Raw genomic sequence first — 23,510 nt, forward strand, 5'->3', positions numbered from 1 at the left:
GCCGTAGCGGCCGCCTGCCGTCGCCCCGTGCAATGGACCCATGCGCACCGTCATCGTCGGTCCCGGGCCGCTCGCACCCGGGGAGGTCGTCGCCGTGGCCCGCGAGGGAGCCCGCGCGGTGCTGTCCGAGGACGCCCGCACGGCGATCAAGACCGCCCGTACCCATGTGGAGGCGCTCGCTGCGTCCGACGAGCCGGTCTACGGCGTCTCGACCGGCTTCGGCGCTCTCGCCACGCGGCACATCCCGGCCGACCGGCGTACGCAGCTCCAGCGCAGCCTGATCCGCTCCCACGCGGCCGGCACAGGACCGCGGGTCGAGGACGAGGTCGTCCGGGCGCTCATGCTCCTGCGTCTCTCGACCATGGCCACCGGCCGGACCGGTGTCCGGCTCGAGACCGCGGACGCGTACGCCGCACTCCTGAACGCCCACCTGACCCCGGTCGTCCGCGAGTACGGCAGCCTCGGCTGCTCGGGCGACCTCGCGCCCCTCGCGCACTGCGCGCTGGCCGTCACGGGAGAGGGCGAGGTGGTGGACCGCAGCACGGGCGACGGTGCCGTACGCCCTGCGGCCGAGGCGCTCCGCGACCACGGGCTCACCCCGGTCGTCCTCGCCGAGAAGGAGGGCCTCGCCCTCATCAACGGCACCGACGGGATGCTCGGCATGCTCGTCCTTGCGCTGCACGACCTGCGGATGCTGCTCGACACCGCCGACCTCGCTGCGGCGATGAGCGTCGAGGGCCAGCTCGGGACCGACCGGGTCTTCGCCAAGGAGCTGATGGCCCTGCGGCCGCATCCGGGTCAGGCGACGTCGGCAGCGCACCTCCGAGCGCTGTTGGCCGGCTCGGAGATCGTGGCGAGCCACCGGCACGGCGACGGCGTGGTCCAGGACGCGTACTCGTTGCGCTGCACCCCTCAGGTCCACGGCGCTGCTCGTGACACCGTCGACCACGCGGAGAGCGTGGCGCAGCGCGAGCTCGCGTCGGCGATCGACAACCCGTCGGTGCTGCCGGACGGGACGGTCTCGTCGCACGGCAACTTCCACGGCGCGCCTCTCGCCTACGTCCTCGACTTCCTGGCGATCGCGGTCGCGGACGTCGCGGGCATCAGCGAGCGGCGTACAGACCGGTTCCTCGACGTGGCGCGCAGCCGCGGGCTGCCCCCCTTCCTCGCCGACGACCCCGGCGTCGACTCCGGGGCGATGATCGCGCAGTACACGCAGGCCGCCCTGGTCGCCGAGCTCAAGCGCCTCGCCGTACCGGCCAGCGTCGACTCGATCCCGTCCAGCGCCATGCAGGAGGACCACGTCTCGCTGGGGTGGTCGGCGGCGCGCAAGCTCCGCCGGTCGCTGGACGCCCTCACGCGCGTCCTCGCGATCGAGGTCATGGTGGCGGCACGCGGCCTCGACCTGCGCGCGCCGCTCGCCCCGGCGGCGATGACCGGTGCCGCGGTCGGGCTGCTGCGCGAGCACGTCCCCGGGCCCGGTCCCGACCGCTTCCTCGCCCCCGAGATCGACGCGGCGGTGGCCCTCGTACGCAGCGGCGCGCTCCGTCCCCGATTTGTGCAGCTGGTCACGGAATCCGGTACCGAAAACCCTGATGACGTGCACACATCGGGGACGGGACCGACACAGGAGGCACCACGATGAGCACGCACCCACCCGTACGGGCGGCCCGAGGGACCACCCTCACCGCCCGCTCGTGGCAGACCGAGGCTCCGCTGCGGATGCTCATGAACAACCTCGACCCCGACGTCGCCGAGCGCCCGGAGGACCTCGTCGTCTACGGCGGTACGGGACGCGCCGCCCGGAGCTGGGCGGCGTACGACGCGATCGTGGACGCCCTGCGCACCCTCGCCGACGACGAGACGCTGCTGGTGCAGTCCGGCAAGCCCGTGGGCGTGTTCCGTACCCACGCGTGGGCACCGCGCGTCCTCATCGCCAACTCCAACCTCGTCGGTGACTGGGCGACCTGGCCGGAGTTCCGGCGGCTCGAGGCCGAAGGGCTCACGATGTACGGCCAGATGACCGCGGGCTCGTGGATCTACATCGGGACCCAGGGCATCCTCCAGGGCACGTACGAGACGTTCGGCGCGGTGGCGCGCACGCTCCATGCGTCCGGCCGGCTCGATCAGCCCAGCCTCGCCGGGACCCTGACCCTGACCGCGGGTTGCGGCGGCATGGGAGGCGCCCAGCCCCTCGCGGTCACCATGAACGAGGGCGTGGCGCTCGTGGTCGACGTGGACGAGTCGCGGCTCGCCCGGCGGGTCGAGCACGGCTACCTCGACGAGCACACCCGTGACCTCGACGAGGCGGTCGAGCGCGTCCTCGCCGCCAAGAAGGACCGCCTCCCTCTCTCGGTCGGGGTGGTCGGCAACGCCGCCACGGTGTTCCCCGAGCTGCTCGCGCGCGGTGTCGCCATCGACGTGGTCACCGACCAGACCAGCGCGCACGACCCCTTGAGCTATCTCCCCGAAGGGGTCTCCGTCGCCGACTGGAGGACGCTGGCAGACCGCGACCCCGAGGAGTTCACCCGCCGCGCCCGCGCATCGATGGCCCGCCACGTCGAGGCCATGGTCGGCTTCATGGACGCCGGTGCCGAGGTCTTCGACTACGGAAACTCGATCCGTGAGGAGGCGAGGCTCGGCGGGTACGACCGTGCGTTCGCCTTCCCGGGCTTCGTCCCGGCCTACATCCGCCCGTTGTTCTGCGAAGGCAAGGGACCGTTCCGGTGGGTCGCGCTGTCCGGCGACCCGGCCGACATCTCCGCGACCGACCGCGCGGTCCTCGACCTCTTCCCCGAGGACGAGCACCTCCGCCGCTGGATCACCCGGGCAGGGGAGAAGGTGCACTTCGAGGGGCTGCCTGCCAGGATCTGCTGGCTCGGGTACGGCGAGCGTCATCGCGCCGGACTGCGGTTCAACGAGATGGTCGCCTCCGGGGAGCTCACCGCTCCGGTCGTGATCGGACGCGACCATCTCGACTCCGGCTCGGTCGCTTCTCCGTACCGCGAGACCGAGTCGATGGCCGACGGCTCGGACGCGATCGCGGACTGGCCGCTGCTCAACGCCCTGCTCAACACCGCCTCGGGCGCGACCTGGGTGTCGCTGCACCACGGGGGCGGTGTCGGCATCGGGCGCTCGATCCACGCCGGTCAGGTCGTCGTCGCCGACGGGACCAGCCTCGCCGCCGAGAAGATCGAACGCGTCCTCACCAACGATCCCGGGACGGGCGTGATGCGGCACGTCGACGCCGGGTACGACCGGGCGCGTGAGGTGGCGCACGAGCGCGGCGTGCGCATCCCGATGGAGGAGGGGTGAACGCGGTGAGCATGCTCGACGCGATCGAGCGCATCGGCCGCGACCGTCGCACGGGAGGCTACCGCCGCTTCGCATGGAACGACGCGGACATGGAGCTGCGCGAGTGGTTCGCCGGCGAGGCGGCGGCGCGCGGCATGGCGTACGAGGAGGACGGCAACGGCAACCAGGTCGCCTGGCTGGGCGCCGGCCCCAGCGGAGGACACCGCGCCAGCGGGGGAGAGGGCGCGGACGCCCTGCTCCTCGGGTCGCACCTGGACTCCGTGCCCGACGGCGGCGCGTACGACGGGCCTCTCGGCGTCGTGTCCTCCTTCGCGGCGCTCGACCAGCTGCGACGGGACGGCTTCGTCCCGTCGCGGCCGATCGCCGTGGCCTGCTTCGCCGACGAGGAGGGCGCACGCTTCGGGGTCGCCTGCGCCGGTTCGCGCCTCGCAGCGGGGACCCTCGCGCCGGAGAAGGCCCTGGCGCTCACCGACGTCGACGGCTGCACGCTGGCCGAGGTGATGAGGGCGCGTGGCCGCGACCCGCGCAGGGTCGGCCGCAGCGCGTGGCTGGACCGTGTCGGTGCCTTCGTCGAGCTCCACGTCGAGCAGGGCCGCGCGCTGGTCCACTCCGGCGACGCCGTCGGCGTAGCGACGGCGATCTGGCCGCACGGGCGCTGGCGCCTCGACTTCTCCGGTCGCGCCGACCACGCCGGGACCACCCCGATGGAGGACCGGCGCGACCCGATGCCCGCGTACGCCGCCACCGTCGTCGCGGCGACCGCGCGCGCCGTCGACGCCCAGGCGCGGGCGACCTTCGGAAGGGTCGTCGTCGAGCCGGGCGGGGCCAACGCCGTGCCGTCGCGCGTGTCGGGCTGGCTCGATGCCCGCGCGCCGGACGACGGCGCCCTCGCGCGGCTGATCGAGACCGTCCTGGTCGAGGCTCGCGCGGCGGCTGAGCAGGCCCGCGTGGGACTGGGGGTCACCGTGGAGTCCGCGAGTCCCGCGGTCGGGTTTGACACGGCGCTGCGCGAGAGGCTCGCCGCGGTGCTCGCGGCGCCGTCGTTGCCGACCGGCGCCGGCCACGACGCGGGCGTACTGAGCCGCGTGGTCCCCACCGCCATGCTCTTCGTGCGCAACCCCACGGGCGTCTCGCACTCGCCGGACGAGCACGCCGACGACGCCGACTGTGCGGCCGGGGTCGACGCCCTGGCGACCGTGGTGCGGGAGCTCGCGTGACCACCTTCCCCGGCCTCGCCAACTGCCACAGCCACGTCTTCCACCGCGCCCTGCGCGGTCGCGAGGTCGGCGGTGGGACGTTCTGGGGATGGCGCGAGCGGATGTACGCCGTCGCGTCCGTGCTCCACCCCGACCTCCTCCACGACCTCGCCGTGGCGACCTACGCGGAGATGCGGCTGGCGGGGATCGGTGCCGTCGGCGAGTTCCACTACCTCCACCACGGCCCTGACGGCACCCCCTACGACGACCCGAACGCGATGGGCGAGGCCGTGGTCGCCGCCGCTCGCGACGTCGGCCTTCGCATCTGCCTCCTCGACACCTGCTATCTCGCGGCCGGGTTCGGGGTGCCGGTCGAGGGAGTCCAGCACCGCTTCTGCGACGGAGACGCCGACGCGTGGGCGTCGCGGGTCGACGACCTCGCCGGTCGCCACGCAGGTGCGGACGACGTCGTGGTCGGTACGGCGCTGCACTCCGTACGCGCGGTGCCCGTCGAGGCGCTCGCCACGGTCGCGCAGGCCCTCCCCGACGCCCCGCTGCACGTGCACGTCTCGGAGCAGCCGCGGGAGAACGACGACTGCGTCACGGCCACCGGACGTACCCCGGTGGCCCTGCTCGCCGAGGCGGGGGTGTGGTCGCCGCGGACCACGGCCGTGCACGCCACGCATCTCACCGACGACGACGTCGCGGCCCTCGGTGACGCACAGGCGTACGTCTGCCTCTGCCCCACCACCGAGGCCGAGCTCGCCGACGGCGTCGGGCCGTCGACGCGGTTGCGCGAGGCAGGCGCGCGCCTGACGCTCGGCTCGGACAGCAACACGGTGATCGACGTGTTCGCGGAGGCGAGGGCGGTGGAGATGCACCAGCGGCTGGTGAGCGGGCGGCGAGGGTGGTGGACCGCCGAGGAGCTCGGCGAGGCCGCGACCCGGACCGGCTACGCATCCCTGGGCCTGCCGCCCGAGCTCGCGGACGCCGACGCGATCAGGCTGCGCGACTCCGTACGCCTGTCCGGTGTGTCCGAGCCCCTGTGGGCCGCGACCGCGGCGGACGTGGAGCCGCCCACGAGCCTCCCGTACGACGAGGCGGACGTGGCGGAGATGATGCGACGCGCGGTCGCCACGATCTGGGAGCGCGCGTGACCAGCCTCCTGCTGACCGACATCGGCGAGCTGGTCACGTGGGACGACGACCGCCCGGTCCGTCGTGACGCCGCGCTCGTCGTGGACGACGGAAGCATCGCCTGGGTCGGCGAGGCCGCCGAGGCGCCGCCGGCCGACGACGTGGTGGACGTCGACGGGGGCACGGTCGTCCCCGGGTTCGTCGACTCCCACAGCCACCTCGTCTTCGCCGGCGACCGGGCTGCGGAGTTCGAGGCTCGGATGGCGGGTCGGGCGTACACCGCGGGCGGGATTCGCGCGACGGTCGCGGCCACCCGCGAGGCCAGCGACCACACGCTCGACAGGCAGGTGCGCAGGCTGCTCGCCGAGATGCGCAGGCAGGGGACGACCACCGTCGAGATCAAGAGCGGGTACGGACTCACCGTCGACGACGAGGCGCGCTCCCTGGCGATCGCGGCCCGGCACACCGACGAGACGACGTACCTCGGCGCCCACGTGGTGCCGGAGGGGACGACCACCGAGTCCTACGTCGACCTCGTCACGGGGCCGATGCTCGACGCCTGTGCCCCGCACGCACGGTGGATCGACGTCTTCTGCGAGGAGGGTGCGTTCGACGCCGAGGCCTCGCGCACGGTCCTGAGGGCCGGGCACGAGGCGGGACTCGGGCTGCGCGTCCACGCCAACCAGCTGGGCCACGGCCCGGGCGTCCGGCTCGCCTGCGAGCTCGGTGCGGCGGCGGTGGACCACTGCACCTACCTGAGCGACGCCGACGTCGAGGCGCTCGCGTCCTCCGGCACCGTCGCGGGCCTGCTGCCGGGGGTCGAGTTCTCCACCCGTCACCCCTACCCCGACGCCCGGCGTCTCCTCGACGCCGGTGTCACCGTCGCGCTGGCCAGCGACTGCAACCCCGGCAGCAGCTTCACCTCGTCGATCCCTTTCTGCATCGCTCTGGCCGTCCGCGAGATGGGGATGACCCCGTACGAGGCACTGCGGGCCGCCACGCTCGGCGGCGCGGCCTCGCTTCGCCGCGACGACGTCGGACACCTGCGGCCCGGGGCCCGGGCCGACCTGGTCGTGCTGGACGCTCCGTCCGCCGTCCACCTGGCCTACCGGCCGGGCGTTCCTCTCGTCCGGCGGACCATCACGCCTTCGGCCGGGTGAGCCGCGTCGCCGCTACGGTGACCGCCATGGCAACGCGGCGGAAGCGGCCCTGGCTCATCAACACCTCGCGCGTCCGGCTCCGCCGGGTCAACCGGAGGTTTGCGAGGTCGACCCCTGCCGGTGCGCTGGTGCTCGACGCCGGTGCGGGACACGGGCCGTACCGGCGCCTGTTCTCCCACGCCCGTTACGAGGCGGCCGACTTCGCCCAGCTCAGCACGCGGTACACGCCGCTCGACTACGTCTGCACCCTGACCGACATCCCGGTCGAGGACGGACGCTTCGCGCGGATCCTGTGCAACCAGGTGCTCGAGCACCTGGACGCCCCTGCCGAGGCACTGGCGGAGCTCTACCGCGTTCTCGCGCCCGGCGGACGGATCCTGCTGTCGGCGCCGTTGTTCTACCCCGAGCACCAGGAGCCCTACGACTACTTCCGCTACACGCAGTTCGCGCTGCGCACGATGTTCAGGGACGCGGGCTTCACCGACGTGACGGTCTCGTGGCTCGAGGGCTACTTCGGCACGGTGGCATTCCAGCTCGAGCAGATGCACCGCCAGCTCCCGCGAGCACGGACGCTGACGCTGCGGCGGCGGGTCGTGCTCGGCCCGTTCCTCGCCGTGACCCGGGCGACGGCCTTCGTGCTCTCCGGCGTGTTCGCGCGCCTGGACCTGCGCTGGAAGTACACCGCGAGCGGGATGCCCAAGAACTACGTGGTGCGGGCTGCGAAGGCTGACGGTGGAGCCGGCTCCGCAGCCGTCTAGGGGTGGAGCCGTGCGCCTCTGACCGTCTTGTCCACGGCGTTGCGCGGTCCGTGGACGGCGACGCCGACGAGGTCGAGGGCCTCGGTCGGCACGGCACGCACCACCGCACGGTTCGCGTCGTCGTGGCCGGTGGCGAAGAGGTCCCGTGTGTAGATCGCCATCGGCAGCCCTCGTCGCAGGGCGGTGGCGTGGATGCGGCGCACGTCGTCGGACGTCGCGCTGAAGACGAGCATCGGTTGGCGCATCATCGGCAGGTACTGCCGGCCGTCGGCGTCCTCGTACGGCTCGCCGACCATGGCGTCGTCCCTGGTCGCGATGCCGCTGACCAGGAACGCGGTGACGTTGAGCTCCTGCCAGGGGAGGAGGTCGTCGCTCAGGACGATCGCGATCTTGGTGTCGAAACGGGTGGTGGGCGTCGGTTCCACGGCGGTCGTCATGCGCTCAGGATCGCTGCGTCCCGGCAGCGTGGTCTTGTACGTTCTTTGCATGGTCGACCGGGTCCGCGCGTGGCGACCCGACGTGCCGCACCTGCGGGAGGTGCTGCACGCCGAGTTCACCGAGCACGCCTACCCCAGTCACACCCACGGCGACTGGACGGTGCTCGTCGTCGACGCCGGGGCCGTCTCATACGACCTCGACCGGCACCCGCACACCGCCGAGCCGACGACGGTCACGCTGCTCCCACCTCACGTGCCCCACGACGGCCGCTCGGCGCGGCTCGGGACCGGTTTCCGCAAGCGCGTGCTCTATCTCGACGAGTCCTGGCTGCCCACCGGGGCGGTGGGCCACAGCGTCGACCACCCGACGGTGGCCCGTCCCGACGCGGCCCAGGGCGTCCAGGGCGTGCACCGCGCGCTCGCGGGCGGAGACGTCCTCGAGGTGGAGTCGTGGTTGGCGCGCCTCCACGACGTTCTCGGCGAGCACCTGCACGGACCCGCGCCGTCGACGGCACCCGACGCGCCGCTGGCACGCCGGCTGCGCGAGCTGCTCGACCAGGCGGTGGTCGCCGGCGTGACGCTCGACGAGGCCTCCCACCTCCTGGGCGCCCATCCGAGCCACCTCGTACGCGCCTTCTCCCAGGCCTACGGGATCGCTCCGCACCGCTACCTCACGAGTCGGCGGGTGGACCTGGCGCGTCGGCTCATCCTTGACGGCCACGCGGTCGCGGACGCTGCCCACCAGGCGGGGTTCCACGACCAGGCGCACCTGACCCGTCACTTCCGCAGGGTGCTCGGCACGACGCCGGGGGTCTTCGCTCGGAGCGTCGGACCGATCTGAGGCACCTCTGCGCCGGACTAGGGCATGAGCCCGATGTGGGCTGCTACCTCAGACGACGAGAGTCGAGGCATCAGGACGAGAGAAGGAGACCCTGATGTACATCGATCCCGAGTCCTCCGTCGTGACGGAGATGAAGCACCGCATCGAGCGGCTGTCGATCTCCGGAGACGACCGCCGTGCCGAGAGCGTCCGTGGCGCGAGTACCCTCCGCCGCCGCGGACGGCGCCACTGAGCGGCGCCGCCCGAGATCGCGTCGCCCGTGCGAGGATCGCTCGCATGGGCGACGCGATCGAGGTGGAGGTGGGGACCCGTGACGTCCGCATCTCGAACCCGGACCGCGTCTATTTCCCCGAGCGGGGAGAGACCAAGCTCGACCTCGTCAACTACTACCTGTCGGTCGGCGACGGCATCGTCAACGCCCTGCGCGAACGGCCCTGCATGCTGCACCGGTTTCCCAAGGGCGTCGCCGACAAGAAGGTGCACCAGAAGCGCGTCCCCGCCGGCGCCCCGCCGTGGTTGGAGACGGTGCGCGTGGAGTTCCCGCGCTACCACCGGCACGCCTACGAGCTGTGCGTCACCGAGCTCGCGAGCGTGGTCTGGGCCGTGCAGATGTCGACGGTGGAGTTCCACCCCTGGAACTCCCGCCGTGCCGACACCGAGAAGCCCGACGAGTGGCGCATCGACCTCGATCCGGGCCCGGAGTGCGACTTCGCCACCGTGCGCCGTGTCGCGCACGTGAGCCACGAGATCCTGGAGGAGCTCGGCGCGGTCGGCTGGCCGAAGACGTCGGGTGGCGCGGGGATGCACGTCTACGTCCGGATCGCGCCCGACCACGGCTTCGCTGACGTCCGCCGCGCCGCGCTCGCCTTCGCACGCGAGGTCGAGCGACGCGTCCCCGACGACGTGACGACGACCTGGTGGCGAAAGGACCGCGACCCGGCCAACCTGTTCGTCGACTACAACCAGAACACTCGTGACCACACGATCGCCGCGGCGTACTCCGTGCGCGGTGTCGCGGACGCACGGGTCTCGGGGCCGATCCGTTGGGACGAGGTCGACGATGTCGAGCCTGCCGACATGACGATCGCGACGATGCCCCGCCGGTTCGCCGAGCTCGGGGATCTGCACGCCGGCATCGACGACGCCGTGTTCTCGATCGAGCCGCTTCTCGAGTGGGCCGATCGCGACGAGGCCGAGGGTGCCGAGCTGCCGCCCGAGGAGGGTGGCTGAAGGCGCGAGACCGCGCTAGCGTCGAGGGTTCAAGTCAGCGATCGAGAGGAACCCCATGCGCAAGATCTCCCTTCTCCTCGCCGCAGGTGCGGGGTACGTGCTCGGCGCCAGGGCGGGCCGGGAGCGCTACGACCAGATCGTGGCGCAGGCCAAGAAGGTGACGGGTCGCGATCTCGGACGGGGTGGCCCTGGCACGTCGGGCGTGCGCTCCGCAGAAGACGACATCACCGGCACCTACTCGACCACGCCGAGCGGCAACCACGTGGACGTCGACGAGACGGTGGCCTGGACCACCTCGACCGACACGTCCGGACGCCGCTGAGGCTGGCGGCCGCAGAGTTGGGCAGGGCCCGTCACCGGCGTCGGGGGCGCCGATGACGGGCCCTGGTCTCATCGGGCTCGCAGGCCGAAGCCGTACGGGTAGAGCGGGTCGTAGTCCGCGTCACCCACGTTGATCGGCTCCTGGTCGACGCTCCGCGGCCAGGTCACGGGCAGCGTGCCGGTGAACCGCTTCTTGCCGAACAGGACGTCGGCGACACCGGCGCCCTCGCTGCCCGGGAGCCAGCCGGCCACGAGACCGTCGATCTTCGACAGCAGCGCCGGCGGGATCTCCAGCGGCCGGCCGGAGATGACGATCACGACGCACTCCGCGGCCTGGGTGCAGACGGTGTCCACGGCCCGCTGGTCGGCGGTGGACAGCTTCATGTCCTTGACCGGGCGGGGGACGCCGTTGTCCCCCGGGTCGGACTCCCACCGGGGCCCGCCGACGTCGCCGAAGCCCTCGGCGTACGGCGTCTCGCCGACCACGACGACACCCGTCGCGTTGCGGGGCACCGGCGTGGACGCGGTCTCGTCGAAGGTCACGTCGCGCCGGGAGGCGTCGTCGATGCCGTCGAGGATCGTGTCGCCCGGGATCTGGTGGTAGGACCCGCCCTGCCAGGTGATCGTCCACCCGCCGGCCTGGTTGCCGATGTTGTCGGCGTTGCTGCCGGCCACGTACAGCGGCGCCCGCTTCGACAGCGGGAGGACGCGCCCCCGGTTCTTCAGGAGGACCTGCGACTTCGCGACGGCCTCGCGGGCGACCTTGCGGTGCTGGGCGCTGCCGATCTCGTCGATGTTGCGCCGGTCGGTGTACGGCTTCTCGAACAACCCGAGCTCGAACTTCTGCGTGAGGATCCGCCTGACCGCGTCGTCGATGCGCGACATCCGGACGCGACCGGCCTGGACCTCCTCGGTGAGCGCGGTGATGAACTCCTCGAACTGCGCCGGCTCCATCGCCATGTCGATCCCGGCGTTGATCGCCGTGCGCACCTGGGTGTTCCAGTCGCCGGGAAGCTGGTGGATGGCCTCCCAGTCGCTGATCACCAGGCCATCGAAGCCCATCCGGCCCTTGAGGACGCCGGTGAGCAGCTCCTTGTGCGCGGTCATCTTGAGGACGTTCGTGCCGACGCCGTCCTCGGTCCAGTCGACCGACGAGAACGACGGCATGACCGACCCGGCGCCGTAGCGCTGGATGGCGGGCCAGTACGGCGCGAGCGCGAGGCGAGCGAAGTCTCGGCGGCTGACGATCGTGATGCCCTGGTCGATCGTGTAGTCACCGGCCGACGTCCCGTAGGTGGTCAGACCGTCACCGGCGAAGTGCTTCGGCGTCGCCAGCACGCGGTCCGGGTTGTCCAGCTGGCCGCGCCGTCCCTGGAAGCCGCGCACTGCGACCGCCATCTCCGAGACGAGCCTCGGCGACTCGCCAAAGCTCTCGTACGTGCGGCCCCAGCGGTCGTCGCGCGCGACGCACAGGCAGGGAGCGAAGCTCCACTGCGGGCCGGTGGCACGGGTCTCCTCGGCGGTGATGTGGGAGATCTTCTCGACGAGCCTCGGGTCTCGGGTGGCTCCGAGCCCGATGTTGTGGGGGAAGACGGTCGCGCCGTTGAGGTTGGCGTGTCCGTGCACCGAGTCGACGCCGTACAGGACGGGGATCTTGAGCCGTGTGGCGAGGGCGGCGTCCTGGTAGCCGTCGACCATGTCGGCCCAGCCCTCGGCGGTGTTGGGCGTGGGGGTGGACCCGCCGCCGGACAGGATGCTGCCGAGCGCGAGGTCGGTGACGTCGGCCTGCGACGCGTTGGCGCGCTCGGCCTGGGTCATCTGGCCGATCTTCTCGGCCAGCGTCATCCGGGAGAGCAGGTCGGCGACCCGCTTCTTGGTCGACAGCCGCTCGTTCAGGTAGGCCGGCGTGCCGCCCCGCTCACCCGCGGTCGCTGACGCCGCGCTGGCCGTACTGGCTGCCGGGGCGGACCCGGCGCCCACCCCGACCAGGCCGGCGACCAGAGCCGCTGCGGCACCGGTGACCAGAGCCGCGCGGCGGGCGGACGGTCGGTACGACCGGCCCGATGAATCTCTGTCTCGACGTCTCACGTTCATGAATTCCTCCAGGTCCGGTGTGACCTACGTCATACTGTTACCCGAATATTGCGTAGGCAAAAACAAATGGCAAGTGGAGATCTGAGGTAGCTGGAGGCGCCGACTCAGGCGTTCGCCCGATGGAGGCGCCTACCTCAGAGAACGAGGATCGACGTCATGATCCTCATGCCGGAGTACTACGTGAAGACCGAGATGGACCGTCGGATGGAGCAGGCGCATGGCGCGGTCAGGCGCCGCACCGTCCGCCGCCGGCTTCGTGCACGCGAGACCGGAGCGCGCTCCGAGCACCCGACGGCATGATGTCCGTCGTGGACACGATCGAGGTGCCCCCGGGTCAATGAGCTCGGACCTTGTCAGTGGGGTACGCGATCATGGGCACATGCCCGCCGACTGGAGAACGACCGAGCCCCTCGTCGGACGAGAAGGGGAGCTCGAGCGGCTGCTGATCGCTGCCGGTGTCGCCGATCCCGAGGCCCGCGGGGGTGTCCTCTTGAGCGGCGACGCCGGGATCGGCAAGACCCGTCTGCTGCGCGAGCTGGCGATCCGAGCCGCCGACGCCGGTCACCGTGTGCTGGTCGGCCACTGTCTCGACCTCGGTGACAGCGCGATCCCGTTCCAGCCGTTCGCCGAGGTGCTGGCCGCCCTCGACGACCCCTCCCGCAAGGCGCTGTCCGACGCCCTGCCGCCCCTCGGCCCCCTGATGTGGGGCGCCGCCAACGGCACGGGAGTCGACCGGGGCGAGCTGTTCGCCTCCGTCGTGGCCGCCCTCGAGCTGCTCGCCTCCAGCCAGCCTGTGCTGGTGCTCGTCGAGGATGCCCACTGGGCCGACACCTCGACGCGTCATCTCATCCGTTACGTGCTCTCCCAGCGCTACGACGGCGCTGTCCGGTTCGTCATCTCCTACCGCAGCGACGACCTCCACCGCCGCCATCCGCTGCGTGCCGACGTGGCCGAGTGGAGTCGGCTGCCGGGCGTGCAACGACTCGACCTCGGTCCCCTCGCAGACGACGAGGTCCGTGCGCTCGTCCGGTCACGAGCGACCGCCTCGATCGACGCCACCGGCCTCGCCGCGATCGTCCGTCGGGCCGAGGGCAACGCGTTCATCGCTGAGGAGCTCGTCGACGTCGACGACAAGAACGGTCCGCTGCCCCCGACGCTGGCCGACCTGCTGCTCGTGCGTCTCGACCGCCTCGACGACGGCGGCAGGCAGGTGGTGAGAGCGGTCGCGTGCGCCGGTGCCGAGGTGGACGACGACCTGCTCGCCGCGGTTGTCAACCTCCCTCCGGACACCCTCGAGGACGGTGTCCGGGCCGCGTTGGACCACCGCATCCTGAGCCGCACGAGCAACGACGGCTACGCCTTCCGCCACGCCCTCCTCGCAGAGGTGGTCCGCGACGACCTCCTCCCCGCCGAGCGTCGCCGGTTCCACAAGGCATACGCCGAAGCACTGGCGGGTCGTGGCGACTCCGCTGACGTCGCGCGTCACGCGTTCGAGGCCGGCATGGCGGAGATGGCCTTCACCGCCAGCGTGCGCGCCGCAGACCGGGCGAGGCGGGTCGGTGGGCATGACGAGGCCGCCCAGCACTACGAGCGCGCGCTGTCGGTCGCGTCCGCGGCGCCACCCGGCACTGATCTGGTCGACCTCGTCGTCGCCACCAGCGAGGCGCTGACCGCGTCGGGATACGTCCGTCGGGCGGCAGGGGTCGTCGACGACTACCTCCAGGACGGTGCGGCGACGCTCTCCGACACCGAACGCGCGCGGCTCCTCGTCGCCTACGGCACCGCGACCGTCCTGGGCGACCGCGACGCCGAGGCCGCACAGGCGGTCGAGCAGGCGTTCGCGCTCGTGCCCGAGCAGCCGACGGCGCTGCGCGCCTCGCTCGAGGCCGTAGCCGCCCACGTCGCGGGAGCTCAGCGGCGCCACGACGACGCGATGCGTTGGGCGACCCAGGCCATGACGCTGGGCCAGCGCCTCGGCCTCAGCCGCGTCGTCGACGAGGCTGCCGCCACGAAGGCCCGGGTGCGAGCTCTCAGGGGCGACGACCCGGCCGGTGACGAGCGGCGGTTCCGGGAGGTTGCCGAGACCGCCCGAGCATCCGGCAACGTCGTCACCGAGCTGCGCGCCCACCAGCATCTCGCGTTCCTGTACCACGACCGTGGTGACCTCGACGCTGCCACGGCGGAGTTCCTCACGACGATGCAGGCGGCGGAGAAGGCGGGACGACGGTGGGCCCCGTACGGTTTCGACGGCCGTTTCTTCGCAGCCCTCACGGCCTATCTCCGTGGCCGGTGGGACCTCGTCGAGGAGCTGTGCGACGTCTCGGCCCTGCGCCCTCCGGCGGTCCATGCCGGCTCTCTGGAGTCGGTGCAGCTGCTCGTCGCCGCAGCGCGTGGTGACACGACTGTCCTGCCGCGCGCGCGTCGCCTGCGCGACTCCTTCTGGCACAGAGACATCGCGCTCGCGATCCACAGCGGCACGGCGGCCATCGACCTCGCGCCCGACGTCGCGTCGGCGCAGGCCTGGCACGACGATCTCGTCGCCTCGTTGGTCACCGACTGGGGCGGCCGCCGCGTCCCGGCGCGGTTGCGGATGGGGGCGCTGCTCGCCGGCCGCTACGCCGACGCGGCGCCGCACGTGTCGGCGTCGGAGCGAAGCGCCTTCGTCGAGCGTGCCGCTCAGCTGCGCGTCGACGCCGACCGGGCGGTCGAGGAGCGCGGGCCGTTCGGGCCCGAGGGTGAGGCATGGGGGCGCCGGCTCGATGCCGAGATCCTGCGCGTGCGCTGGACAGCGGGAGAGGACCTCGGCCTCCCAGTGATGCTTGAGGCGTGGCGCGGGGCGACAGGTGCGTTCGCGAAGCTCGGCCATGTCTACGAGGAGGCGCGCTCGACCTCGCGTCTCAGCTCCGTCCTGCACGCCGCCGGCGACATCGCCGGAGCCAAGCAGGTGGCCAGCGCTGCCCACGAGACGGCGGTGTCGCTGGGCGCCGAGCCGCTGGTGCGCCAGCTCGAGCAGCTCGCGGGGGCGACGGCTGTTGCGGGTGGCCGGACGGCGGTGCCGCAGGCATCGGCCGGAGAGAAGCCCCTGACCGCACGCGAGCGTGAGGTGCTCGACCACCTTGTCGAAGGCCGTACCAACGGCGAGATCGCCACGCTGCTGTTCATCAGCACCAAGACGGTGTCGGTGCACGTCTCCAACATCCTCGCCAAGCTCGGTGCGGCCACACGCACCGAGGCGGCCGCTATCGCACGTCGTCAGAGGGCTTGAAGGCCCGCTCGAGCTCGGCGTTCGTCCGTCCGCTCAGCACGGAGGTGAGCCCGTCGCGAGCGGGATCTGCACCGGCTTCCACCCCGGGCCCGCGCATCTTCACCAGGATCCACTGCTCCTTCCCGCCTGCCTCACCCGTTCGGGTCAGCGCGTAGGGCCCGCTCAGCCGTCGACCGTGAAGGTCGACCACCAGGTGCCCATCGGCGAGCGCATCGCCTGCGGAGACCGGTGTCCCGGCACGGTTCGTGAGGTGGTCGTACGTGCCGCTGTCCCACACGATGACGCTGCCGGGGCGGCCCCCGTCGCGTGCGTACGCCCCTTCGTACGTGGCGTGCGCGAGGTCGTGGTCGTCGGTGCGGATGGCGAGCCGCCGCACCGACGGATCGGGAGAGGGCCCTTTCGGGACGGCCCACGAGACGAGGACCCCCGCGACCTCCAGCCTGAGGTCGTGGTGGAGGACACGGGCATGGTGCCGCTGGCACACGTACAGCATCCCGGCACCGTAGCCGCTCACTCGGCCGTCGCGTGATGAGCGAGAACCCGCGCACGCTGAGAGGCTGACCAGCATGTGCCGCTTGTTCGGTCTGCACTGCGGGCGTCAGCCGACGACCGCGACGTTCTGGCTGCTCGACGCGCCCGACAGCCTGCGCGCCCAGGGTCGGCGCAATCCGGACGGCACGGGCATCGGGGTCTTTGCGGCGGACGGGAGCGCGACGCTCGACAAGCAGCCGATCGACGCGTGGGACGACACCGACTTCGCGCGGGACGCTCAGACGCTTCGCGGCACGACCTTCGTGGCGCACGTCCGGTATGCGAGCACGGGCGCCCACACCGTCGCCAACACCCACCCCTTCGAGCTCGACGGCCGCCTGTTCGCCCACAACGGTGTGGTGGGTGGCCTCGACGCGCTCGACGCACGTCTGGACGAGCTCGACGCCGGCGGGCTCGTGGGGGGACAGACCGACAGCGAGCGCGTGTTCGCGCTGATCACGGCGGTCGCGCGACGCAACGGCGGGGACATCGAGGCGGCCCTGCGTACGGCGATCGCCTGGATCGCCGACAACGTGCCGGTGCTCGCGCTCAATCTGGTGCTCACGACCGCAACCGACCTGTGGGCGCTGCGCTACCCCGAGGTGCACGCGCTGTGGTTCCTCGAGCACACCGAGCGCGAGGTCGGCGATGGCTGGGATCGCTCCAGCGACCGCATTCGAGCCCAGGTCGAGCCCGACGGCGTCACCGGCGAGCGGACCGTGGTCGTCGCCTCTGAGCAGATGGACGCGGAGGCGGGATGGACCGCTCTGGAGCCAGGAGAGCTCCTGCACGTGGACAGCGACCTGGTCACGACCCGCACCTCTCCCTTCGGCCCGCTGCGACACCCGCTCAGGCTCTCTCAGCTCGAGCCGGTCGCCGCCGCATCGCAGCGTGCCTGACCGCTCAACAGATCAGGAGGACGACGTGAACGACACCCCGAAGGCCCGCATCGGCGTCACCGGACTCGCCGTGATGGGACGCAACCTCGCTCGCAACCTGGCGCGGCACGGCAATCCGGTCGCGCTGCACAACCGCACGTACGCGCGGACCCAGAGCCTCGTCGACGAGCACGGCGACGAAGGCACCTTCGTCCCGTCGGAGTCGATGCGTGACTTCGTCGCCTCGATCGAGCGCCCGCGTCCGATCATCGTGATGGTCAAGGCGGGAGAGCCGACCGACGCCGTGATCGAGGAGCTGGTCCAGCTGCTCGACGAGGGGGACATCGTCATCGACTGCGGCAACGCGCACTTCGCCGACACGCGACGTCGGGAGGCAGCACTGCGGGAGAAGGGTCTGCACTTCGTGGGTGCGGGCGTCTCCGGCGGCGAGGAGGGGGCGCTCAACGGACCGAGCATCATGCCCGGCGGGTCCGCGGAGTCGTACGAGACGCTCGGGCCGATGTTCGAGGCGATCGCGGCCCAGGTCGACGGCACGCCGTGCTGCACCCACGTCGGACCCGACGGCGCGGGGCACTTCGTCAAGATGGTGCACAACGGCATCGAGTACGCCGACATGCAGCTGATCGCCGAGGCCTACGACCTTCTGCGGCACGGGCTGGGTGCAGAGCCCGCCCAGATCGCGGACATCTTCCGGGAGTGGAACGGTGGTGACCTCGAGTCGTACCTCATCGAGATCACGGCAGACGTCCTCGGCCACACCGACGCCGAGACCGGACGCCCGTTCGTCGACGTGGTGCTCGACGAGGCCGAGCAGAAGGGCACCGGACGCTGGACCGTCCAGACCGCACTCGACCTCGGGGTGCCGGTGACCGGGATCGCCGAGGCGACGTTCGCGCGCTCGGTCTCGGGCCACGCAGAGCAGCGTGAGCCCGCGCGTGCGGCCTATCCGGACGGGCACGCCGACACGGCGTGGCGACCGGACGACGTGGACGCGTTCGTCGAGGACGTCCGTCGTGCGCTCTATGCGTCCAAGGTGGTGGCCTACGCCCAGGGGTTCGACGAGATCCAGGCCGGCAGCAAGCACTACGAGTGGGGCGTAGACCCGGGCGCGATGGCGACGATCTGGCGGGGTGGCTGCATCATCCGCGCACGCTTCCTCGACCGCATCCGTGAGGCGTACGACGCCGACCCGGACCTGCCCACGCTGCTGGTCGCGCCCTACTTCGTCGACGCCGTCCAGGAGGGGCTCGAGTCGTGGCGGAGGGTCGTCGGGATCGCGGCGCACGCGGGCATCCCGGCGCCGGCGTTCGCCTCGTCGCTCGCCTACTTCGACGCCCTGCGGGCCGAGCGCCTGCCCGCCGCCCTGATCCAGGGGCTCCGCGACGACTTCGGTGCCCACACGTATCGTCGCGTCGACAAGCCGGGCACCTTCCACACACGCTGGGGCGGGGACCGCACCGAGGAGCAGCAGGGGTGACGGCGCCCACCGTCACCGAGGTCCCGCGGGACCTCCTCGTCCACCTGCGGCGCGCTCGCGACCTGGCGGATCGGTGCTACGCCGAGCCGCTGGACCTCGGTGCTCTCGCCCGTGCCGCCGGACTGTCGAAGCACCACTTTCTGCGGGCGTTCGCCGCCGCCTACGGTGTGACGCCGGGAGCCTACCTGCGACAGCGCCGCATCGAGCGCGCACAGGACCTGCTCCGAGCCACCAACCTGACCGTCACCGAGATCTGTCACCACGTCGGATACAGCAGCCTCGGCACGTTCAGCCGGACCTTCACGACGCTGGTCGGCGTCTCGCCGTCGGACTACCAGCGACGCTTCGCCGACGGGGCTCCGCACATCCCCGGGTGCTGGGTCTTCATGCGCGGGCCGAGCGATGTCGCCAGCACGGCGCAACATCGGAGAAGCGCCTCGGCCGGTGACCGTCGTAGCGTCACGTCATGATCACAAACATCTCGCTGGTGACCGTCTGGGTCACCGACCAGGACTCTGCCCGAGACTTCTACGTCGACCTGCTCGGCTTCGAGACGCGCACCGACCAGCGCCTCGGCGACGGGTTCCGGTGGCTCACCATCGGTCACCCCTCGCAGCCCGAGCTCGAGGTCACGCTGATGGTGCCCGGCCCACCCCTCGACCCGGGGGTGGCCGATGCGGTCGCGAGAGCCCTCGACAACGGGACGATGAGCGGGATCGGGCTGACCGTCGACGACTGCCAGAAGACGTACGAGGACCTCACCGCCCGCGGGGTCACGTTCGTCCAGCCGCCCTCGGAGCGCCCGTACGGCGTGGAGGCGGTGATGCGCGACAGCTCCGGCAACTGGCTGGTGCTCGTCGAGCGGCGTGCGTACGACGGGAGCGACTTCCCGCACGCCTGAGAGAAAGGACGAGAGGAGCGCAGTGACCACCTTCCCGATGAAGCCGGTGGGCGTCGTGCACGGCCCCGCCGAGGACCCGTCCGGTGACCGCGGCTGGGGTGATGTCGACAGCGTGGTCGAGGTCGACGAGAGGTTTGGGGAACGCCCGTTCGAGGGTCTGGACGGGTTCTCCCACGTGGAGCTCGTCTTCGTCTTCGACGAGGTCGAAGAGCGCGCCGACTACCGTGAGCCGCAGCGTCCGCTCGGTCGCCGCGACATGCCGGCGATCGGCATCTTCGCCGACCGTGGCCCGGTCCGCCCCAACAGGCTCGGACACTCGGCGTGCGAGATCGTCGCCGTCGAGGGCCGGCGGTTGACCGTGCGAGGACTCGACGCGGTCGACGGGACACCGGTGCTCGACATCAAGCCGGCGATGCCGGCGTTCCTCCCCGAGCACGTCGAGCAGCCGGAGTGGGCGCAGCGGTTGATGGAGTCTTACTTCGACGGCTGACGCGACGACGGCTGCGCGATGCCGTCGGGCGACGTCAGCCGCCTCACCGACGAAGGCACGACGACACCGCGTCGGAGGTCGGGAGCGGGCAGCGGGCTGCCCGCAGCCTCGGTGAGCGGGACCACGCCCGCCCAGGCCGGTCCGGCCACGTCGTCGGGGTCATCCTCGGGCCAGCCTTCGGACACCTTGAGCGACCAGTGCTCGATCGGCAGCCCGAGCACCAGGGTCGCCGCGGTCTCGCGTGACGTCGGGCGCCGGACCTCCGAGAGGCGACCGGGGACCAGGGCTTCGGTCAGCAGGTCCAGAGCACGTGCCTGCGCGTCCCCCGTGAGCGGCGACGCGGCGCCGAACAGCATCGCGCTGCGGTAGTGCAAGGACGACTCGAACGCCGAACGGGCGACCACGATGCCGTCGAGGGCCGTCACCGCCACGGAGATCGGGGCACCCCGGGCGAGCCCGCGCATCCAGGGTGAGCCGGTCGACCCGTGGATGAGCAGCACGTCACCGTCGCGTGCGAACGCGGTGGGGAACACCGTGGGGAATCCGTCGACGTCGACGGCGACGTGGCAGATCCGTGACGAGTCGAGAAGTCGGTCGAGCGCGGCCCGGTCGTGGCGCTGCTTGCCGGCCAGGCGGGTCACGCGGGTCGTCGGCACTCCAGGTCAGCGTGCGGAGGCGACGTACTGGTTGAGCTGGTCGCGCTCGAACTTCAGCTGTTGCATCCGGTACTTCACGGCGTCACCGATCGACAGCAGCGCGACGAGGTCGCCGTCCTCGCTGATCACCGGGACGTGCCGGATGCGCAGGTTCGTCATGGTCTCCAGCATCGCGGTGATGGAGTCCTCGGGCGCGCAGGTGTGGACGTCGGTCGTCATGATCGACGACACGGGCTGCGACGTCGGGTCGCTGATGCCACGGAGCTTGCGGACCACGTCGCGCTCGGAGACGATCCCCACCAGGCGGCGCTCGTCCTCGCAGACGACGAGCGCACCGATGTTGTGCTCGGCGAGCTCGTCGAGGAGGTCGGAGATCGGCGCGTCAGGCGCGATCGTGAAGACCTCGGTGCTCCCCTTGGACGTGATGACGTCGCTGACCTTCATCGTTGATCCCCCCAGGCGTGGACGATGGGGTCAACCTAGCGCGATCCGACTCGCGGTCACCAGCCCTGAGGCGGTCCGGGCCGCTGGTAGGAGCTGCTGGAGTTGCCGTAGGCGTCGTACCCGGTGCCGTAGCCGCTCCTTGAAGCGTCCCACTCCGAGCCGGTCCTGGAGAACCACTCATTGGCGCCGCCGGTGAAGAGCAGCACCACCACCGCGACACCCGCCACGACCCACAGGAGCGAGACGAGCGCCATGATCATCAGCATCCCGACGGCGATCGTCAGACCCGAGAGGACGACGAGGGCGATCCGGGCCCATCCGACGCGTCGCAACGTGAGGACGGCAAGCGCCGCCGCGGCCAGCGAGGCGACGATGAAGGCGACGGCCGTCGTATAGATCACGGACATGCTGTCGGCGATCGTCGCGATGTCGCGCCCGGTCTGGTCGAAGTCGTTGGGGCGCTTGGCGATCTCGTCCAGGAGCGGGTCGATGGCCAGCAGGATGGCGATCCACCCGAGAACGGCCAGCGTCGCGGTCACGATCGTGATCCAGCCGGCGATCGTCACGGTGGCCGGGCGTGCGTCGGGATCTCTCGGGATGGGGAAGCTCGCCTGCGGCAGGCCCTGGGCGTACGGGTCGTAGCCGGGCGGGCCGTACGGGGGTTGCTGTCCGTACGGTGCCTGTCCGTACGGCGAGGGCTGTCCGTACGGCGAGGGCTGTCCGTACGGCGGCTGTCCGTACGGCGGCTGTCCGTACGGGGGTTGCTGTCCGTACGCCGGTTGCCCGGATCCGGACGGCCCGCCCGGCACAGAGGGGTACGGCGGCGTCGGCGTGGACATGACGCTGATCCTACCGAGGCCGGCAGGGCGGGGATGCGTGGATCAGGAGTCCGAGCGGCGACGGGCCGCCAGGTTCGTGACGTTGGTCGGTGCGGTGGCTCGCTGGGCACCCTCGTGCTCGTCGCTGTCTCCGGGCTCGTCGTGCGGGACCGGGTCGGGGAAGTAGCCCAGGTAGGCCATCGCCGCGTCGTGCAGCAGGGTGTTGGTCGCGAGCGCGTTGCCGTGCCACGGGCCGGGCTGGCCGTTGAGCGCCGTGAAGGTGCCACCCGCCTCGCGGACGATGGGGTCGAGCGCGGCCATGTCCCAGAGCGCCAGCTCCGGCTCGGCGGCGATGTCGACAGCGCCCTCGGCCAGCAGCATGTAGGACCAGAAGTCGCCGTAGCCGCGGGTGCGCCAGCAGCGCCGGGTGAGCGCGAGAAAGCTCTCGAGCTTGCCGATGTCCTCCCAGCCCCCGAGCGACGCGTAGGCCAGGGACGCGTCGTCGATCCGATCGATCTTCGACACCTGGAGGCGGGTCGCCGACATGAGCGACTTGCCGGTGTAGGCGCCTCCGCCCTTCGAGGCCCACCAGCGTCGACCGAGCGCGGGAGCGGAGACGCACGAGGCGACGACCTCGTCCTCGACCGCCAGCGCGATCAGGGTCGCCCACACCGGCACGCCTCGCACGTAGTTGGAGGTCCCGTCGATCGGGTCGATGATCCAGCGCCGCGGGGCGTCCTCGACGGTGCCGACCTGCTCGCCCGACTCCTCGCCGAGCACGGTGTCGCGGGTGCGCGCGCTGCGCAGCGTACGCCGGATCGTCCGCTCGACGGCCTGGTCCGCCTCGGTCACCCAGGTGGTGTCCGGCTTGGTCGTCACCACGAGGTCGGCGGCCCTGAACTTCTCCATCGAGATCGCATCGGCGTTGTCGGCGAGCACGTGGCAGAGCCGGAGATCGTCGTGGTGGGAGTGCGCCATGGGCCCACAGTAGAGGTACGCACCCCTACGATGGACACCGTCCTGGGAGGCAGCCATGTTCGGTTTCATCGACGGAGTTCCGCTCCACCCGCTCTTCCTTCACGCGCCGATCGTGCTGATCCCGGTCACCGCGCTCCTGACGCTCGCGTTCCTGGTGCCGCGGTGGCGGTGGGCGTTGCGCTGGCCCGTCGCCGTGCTGGCCGTGATCTCCGCCGCTGGGACGTACGCGACCGTCCGGTCGGGGGAGCAGCTCAAGGATCGACTCGAGCTGGGCGGCGAGATCGCGGACGCCATCGACGTCCACCAGACGTGGGGCAACCGTCTGCTCTACGCCGCGATCGTGCTCGCCGTCCTGGCCGTGCTCGCGGCCATCGTCGCGACCAGGACGGCCGGTCTGGCCTCGACCCTGGTCGCCGTCCTGCTGGCCGTCTCCGGGGTCACGGCCGCGTGGATCACCTACGAGACCGGTGACCGGGGCTCGCGTGCGGTGTGGTGCGCCACCGGCGTCGCGGCAGGCGAGACGGCGTCGCTCGAGGAGTGCCTGACTCCCTGATCGGTGCCGC

General features: G+C 71.6%; 25 protein-coding genes. 18 read left to right on the plus strand and 7 right to left on the minus strand.

Features of this window, described 5'->3' with window-relative positions; all coding sequences use genetic code 11:
- Positions 1–40: 40 nt before the first annotated feature.
- From hutH to KV102_RS12310, 6 genes are read left to right on the plus strand one after another with little or no spacing between them, the layout of a single operon-like run.
- Positions 41–1,645 carry a histidine ammonia-lyase gene (gene hutH, locus KV102_RS12285; protein ID WP_220346461.1) on the plus strand — a complete coding sequence of 535 codons (1,605 nt, stop codon included), beginning with the start codon at positions 41–43 and terminating at the stop codon, positions 1,643–1,645.
- Complete coding sequence (gene hutU / locus KV102_RS12290; RefSeq protein ID WP_220346462.1) at positions 1,642–3,315, plus strand: urocanate hydratase; 1,674 nt, start codon at positions 1,642–1,644, stop codon at positions 3,313–3,315. Before hutH ends, hutU begins: the two co-directional genes overlap by 4 nt.
- Positions 3,316–3,326: 11 nt before the next feature.
- Positions 3,327–4,532, plus strand: a complete 1,206-nt coding sequence (locus tag KV102_RS12295) for an allantoate amidohydrolase (RefSeq protein WP_220346612.1) — start codon at positions 3,327–3,329, stop codon at positions 4,530–4,532.
- Complete coding sequence (locus KV102_RS12300; RefSeq protein ID WP_308290324.1) at positions 4,529–5,668, plus strand: formimidoylglutamate deiminase; 1,140 nt, start codon at positions 4,529–4,531, stop codon at positions 5,666–5,668. Before KV102_RS12295 ends, KV102_RS12300 begins: the two co-directional genes overlap by 4 nt.
- Entirely contained in the window at positions 5,665–6,807 is a 1,143-nt protein-coding gene (gene hutI / locus KV102_RS12305) for an imidazolonepropionase (protein WP_220346463.1), read from the plus strand. The genes KV102_RS12300 and hutI overlap by 4 nt, the downstream gene beginning before the upstream one ends.
- Positions 6,808–6,833: 26 nt before the next feature.
- Positions 6,834–7,565 (plus strand): class I SAM-dependent methyltransferase, encoded by a 732-nt coding sequence (locus tag KV102_RS12310; protein WP_220344007.1) that lies wholly within the window; start codon positions 6,834–6,836, stop codon positions 7,563–7,565.
- On the opposite strand, the gene KV102_RS12315 is transcribed toward KV102_RS12310, so the two are convergent.
- Positions 7,562–8,002 carry a DUF2000 domain-containing protein gene (locus tag KV102_RS12315; RefSeq protein WP_220346464.1) on the minus strand — a complete coding sequence of 147 codons (441 nt, stop codon included), beginning with the start codon at positions 8,000–8,002 and terminating at the stop codon, positions 7,562–7,564. The two genes, KV102_RS12310 and KV102_RS12315, sit on opposite strands and share 4 nt — an antisense overlap.
- A 49-nt stretch (positions 8,003–8,051) precedes the next feature.
- Between KV102_RS12315 and KV102_RS12320 the strand changes: the two genes are divergently transcribed.
- The 4 genes from KV102_RS12320 (at position 8,052) to KV102_RS12335 (ending at position 10,395) form a co-directional block, all read left to right on the plus strand.
- Positions 8,052–8,843 carry an AraC family transcriptional regulator gene (locus tag KV102_RS12320; RefSeq protein WP_220346465.1) on the plus strand — a complete coding sequence of 264 codons (792 nt, stop codon included), beginning with the start codon at positions 8,052–8,054 and terminating at the stop codon, positions 8,841–8,843.
- A 94-nt stretch (positions 8,844–8,937) separates the two neighbouring features.
- Positions 8,938–9,075, plus strand: coding sequence for a hypothetical protein (locus tag KV102_RS12325; RefSeq protein WP_220344010.1), 138 nt, complete (start codon positions 8,938–8,940; stop codon positions 9,073–9,075).
- A gap of 44 nt (positions 9,076–9,119) precedes the next feature.
- The gene (ligD, locus tag KV102_RS12330) at positions 9,120–10,073 is read left to right on the plus strand and encodes a non-homologous end-joining DNA ligase (protein ID WP_220346466.1); all 954 of its coding nucleotides are present in this window, start codon (positions 9,120–9,122) and stop codon (positions 10,071–10,073) included.
- Positions 10,074–10,128: 55 nt separating this feature from the next.
- On the plus strand, positions 10,129–10,395 hold the full coding sequence (locus KV102_RS12335) for a hypothetical protein (RefSeq protein ID WP_220346467.1): 267 nt from the start codon (positions 10,129–10,131) through the stop codon (positions 10,393–10,395).
- A gap of 68 nt (positions 10,396–10,463) precedes the next feature.
- On the opposite strand, the gene KV102_RS12340 is transcribed toward KV102_RS12335, so the two are convergent.
- Complete coding sequence (locus tag KV102_RS12340; protein ID WP_220346468.1) at positions 10,464–12,488, minus strand: glycoside hydrolase family 3 protein; 2,025 nt, start codon at positions 12,486–12,488, stop codon at positions 10,464–10,466.
- Between the two features lie 156 nt (positions 12,489–12,644).
- Between KV102_RS12340 and KV102_RS12345 the strand changes: the two genes are divergently transcribed.
- A complete protein-coding gene (locus KV102_RS12345; protein ID WP_220346469.1) occupies positions 12,645–12,788 on the plus strand; it encodes a hypothetical protein in 144 nt (47 codons plus the stop codon).
- Between the two features lie 79 nt (positions 12,789–12,867).
- Complete coding sequence (locus KV102_RS19405) at positions 12,868–15,753, plus strand: LuxR family transcriptional regulator (RefSeq protein WP_220346470.1); 2,886 nt, start codon at positions 12,868–12,870, stop codon at positions 15,751–15,753.
- Here the strand turns inward: KV102_RS19405 and KV102_RS12355 are convergent.
- Positions 15,728–16,246, minus strand: a complete 519-nt coding sequence (locus KV102_RS12355; RefSeq protein ID WP_220346471.1) for a DNA polymerase ligase N-terminal domain-containing protein — start codon at positions 16,244–16,246, stop codon at positions 15,728–15,730. The two genes, KV102_RS19405 and KV102_RS12355, sit on opposite strands and share 26 nt — an antisense overlap.
- Before the next feature lie 73 nt (positions 16,247–16,319).
- Between KV102_RS12355 and KV102_RS12360 the strand changes: the two genes are divergently transcribed.
- The 5 genes from KV102_RS12360 (at position 16,320) to KV102_RS12380 (ending at position 20,051) form a co-directional block, all read left to right on the plus strand.
- A complete protein-coding gene (locus tag KV102_RS12360) occupies positions 16,320–17,183 on the plus strand; it encodes a class II glutamine amidotransferase (RefSeq protein WP_220346472.1) in 864 nt (287 codons plus the stop codon).
- A gap of 73 nt (positions 17,184–17,256) precedes the next feature.
- Positions 17,257–18,660, plus strand: coding sequence for an NADP-dependent phosphogluconate dehydrogenase (gndA, locus tag KV102_RS12365; RefSeq protein ID WP_374106990.1), 1,404 nt, complete (start codon positions 17,257–17,259; stop codon positions 18,658–18,660).
- Positions 18,657–19,130 carry a helix-turn-helix domain-containing protein gene (locus KV102_RS12370; protein ID WP_220346473.1) on the plus strand — a complete coding sequence of 158 codons (474 nt, stop codon included), beginning with the start codon at positions 18,657–18,659 and terminating at the stop codon, positions 19,128–19,130. Before gndA ends, KV102_RS12370 begins: the two co-directional genes overlap by 4 nt.
- Positions 19,127–19,561, plus strand: a complete 435-nt coding sequence (locus KV102_RS12375) for a VOC family protein (protein ID WP_220344020.1) — start codon at positions 19,127–19,129, stop codon at positions 19,559–19,561. The genes KV102_RS12370 and KV102_RS12375 overlap by 4 nt, the downstream gene beginning before the upstream one ends.
- 22 nt (positions 19,562–19,583) lie before the next feature.
- The gene (locus KV102_RS12380; protein ID WP_220346474.1) at positions 19,584–20,051 is read left to right on the plus strand and encodes an SAM-dependent methyltransferase; all 468 of its coding nucleotides are present in this window, start codon (positions 19,584–19,586) and stop codon (positions 20,049–20,051) included.
- Here KV102_RS12380 and KV102_RS12385 read toward each other — a convergent pair.
- From KV102_RS12385 to KV102_RS12400, 4 genes are read right to left on the minus strand one after another with little or no spacing between them, the layout of a single operon-like run.
- Positions 20,036–20,707: a pyridoxamine 5'-phosphate oxidase family protein gene (locus tag KV102_RS12385; protein WP_220346475.1), complete on the minus strand. Its 672-nt coding sequence runs from the start codon at positions 20,705–20,707 to the stop codon at positions 20,036–20,038. The two genes, KV102_RS12380 and KV102_RS12385, sit on opposite strands and share 16 nt — an antisense overlap.
- 6 nt (positions 20,708–20,713) lie before the next feature.
- Positions 20,714–21,151: a CBS domain-containing protein gene (locus KV102_RS12390; RefSeq protein WP_220344023.1), complete on the minus strand. Its 438-nt coding sequence runs from the start codon at positions 21,149–21,151 to the stop codon at positions 20,714–20,716.
- A 56-nt stretch (positions 21,152–21,207) separates the two neighbouring features.
- Entirely contained in the window at positions 21,208–21,990 is a 783-nt protein-coding gene (locus KV102_RS12395; protein ID WP_220346476.1) for a hypothetical protein, read from the minus strand.
- 42 nt (positions 21,991–22,032) lie between these two features.
- Entirely contained in the window at positions 22,033–22,947 is a 915-nt protein-coding gene (locus KV102_RS12400; protein ID WP_220346477.1) for an inositol monophosphatase family protein, read from the minus strand.
- A 55-nt stretch (positions 22,948–23,002) separates the two neighbouring features.
- On the opposite strand from KV102_RS12400, the gene KV102_RS12405 reads away from it, so the two are divergent.
- The gene (locus tag KV102_RS12405) at positions 23,003–23,500 is read left to right on the plus strand and encodes a DUF2231 domain-containing protein (protein ID WP_220346478.1); all 498 of its coding nucleotides are present in this window, start codon (positions 23,003–23,005) and stop codon (positions 23,498–23,500) included.
- Positions 23,501–23,510: the final 10 nt, after the last annotated feature.

The organism is Mumia sp. zg.B53, from assembly GCF_019550935.1.
GTDB lineage: Bacteria > Actinomycetota > Actinomycetes > Propionibacteriales > Nocardioidaceae > Mumia.

What these genes read in the sequence shown, in the direction of transcription:
- KV102_RS12320 (WP_220346465.1), top strand. Translation starts at nt 8,052, where the DNA reads ATGGTCGACCGGGTCCGCGCGTGGCGACCCGACGTGCCGCACCTGCGG.
- KV102_RS12315 (WP_220346464.1), bottom strand. Translation starts at nt 8,002, where the DNA reads ATGACGACCGCCGTGGAACCGACGCCCACCACCCGTTTCGACACCAAG.
- KV102_RS12335 (WP_220346467.1), top strand. Translation starts at nt 10,129, where the DNA reads ATGCGCAAGATCTCCCTTCTCCTCGCCGCAGGTGCGGGGTACGTGCTC.
- KV102_RS12340 (WP_220346468.1), bottom strand. Translation starts at nt 12,488, where the DNA reads ATGAACGTGAGACGTCGAGACAGAGATTCATCGGGCCGGTCGTACCGA.
- gndA (WP_374106990.1), top strand. Translation starts at nt 17,257, where the DNA reads ATGGGACGCAACCTCGCTCGCAACCTGGCGCGGCACGGCAATCCGGTC.
- KV102_RS12310 (WP_220344007.1), top strand. Translation starts at nt 6,834, where the DNA reads ATGGCAACGCGGCGGAAGCGGCCCTGGCTCATCAACACCTCGCGCGTC.
- KV102_RS12360 (WP_220346472.1), top strand. Translation starts at nt 16,320, where the DNA reads ATGTGCCGCTTGTTCGGTCTGCACTGCGGGCGTCAGCCGACGACCGCG.
- KV102_RS19405 (WP_220346470.1), top strand. Translation starts at nt 12,868, where the DNA reads ATGCCCGCCGACTGGAGAACGACCGAGCCCCTCGTCGGACGAGAAGGG.
- KV102_RS12355 (WP_220346471.1), bottom strand. Translation starts at nt 16,246, where the DNA reads ATGCTGTACGTGTGCCAGCGGCACCATGCCCGTGTCCTCCACCACGAC.
- KV102_RS12395 (WP_220346476.1), bottom strand. Translation starts at nt 21,990, where the DNA reads ATGTCCACGCCGACGCCGCCGTACCCCTCTGTGCCGGGCGGGCCGTCC.
- KV102_RS12400 (WP_220346477.1), bottom strand. Translation starts at nt 22,947, where the DNA reads ATGGCGCACTCCCACCACGACGATCTCCGGCTCTGCCACGTGCTCGCC.
- hutH (WP_220346461.1), top strand. Translation starts at nt 41, where the DNA reads ATGCGCACCGTCATCGTCGGTCCCGGGCCGCTCGCACCCGGGGAGGTC.
- KV102_RS12295 (WP_220346612.1), top strand. Translation starts at nt 3,327, where the DNA reads ATGCTCGACGCGATCGAGCGCATCGGCCGCGACCGTCGCACGGGAGGC.
- KV102_RS12325 (WP_220344010.1), top strand. Translation starts at nt 8,938, where the DNA reads ATGTACATCGATCCCGAGTCCTCCGTCGTGACGGAGATGAAGCACCGC.
- KV102_RS12390 (WP_220344023.1), bottom strand. Translation starts at nt 21,151, where the DNA reads ATGAAGGTCAGCGACGTCATCACGTCCAAGGGGAGCACCGAGGTCTTC.
- ligD (WP_220346466.1), top strand. Translation starts at nt 9,120, where the DNA reads ATGGGCGACGCGATCGAGGTGGAGGTGGGGACCCGTGACGTCCGCATC.
- KV102_RS12375 (WP_220344020.1), top strand. Translation starts at nt 19,127, where the DNA reads ATGATCACAAACATCTCGCTGGTGACCGTCTGGGTCACCGACCAGGAC.
- KV102_RS12345 (WP_220346469.1), top strand. Translation starts at nt 12,645, where the DNA reads ATGATCCTCATGCCGGAGTACTACGTGAAGACCGAGATGGACCGTCGG.
- hutU (WP_220346462.1), top strand. Translation starts at nt 1,642, where the DNA reads ATGAGCACGCACCCACCCGTACGGGCGGCCCGAGGGACCACCCTCACC.
- KV102_RS12405 (WP_220346478.1), top strand. Translation starts at nt 23,003, where the DNA reads ATGTTCGGTTTCATCGACGGAGTTCCGCTCCACCCGCTCTTCCTTCAC.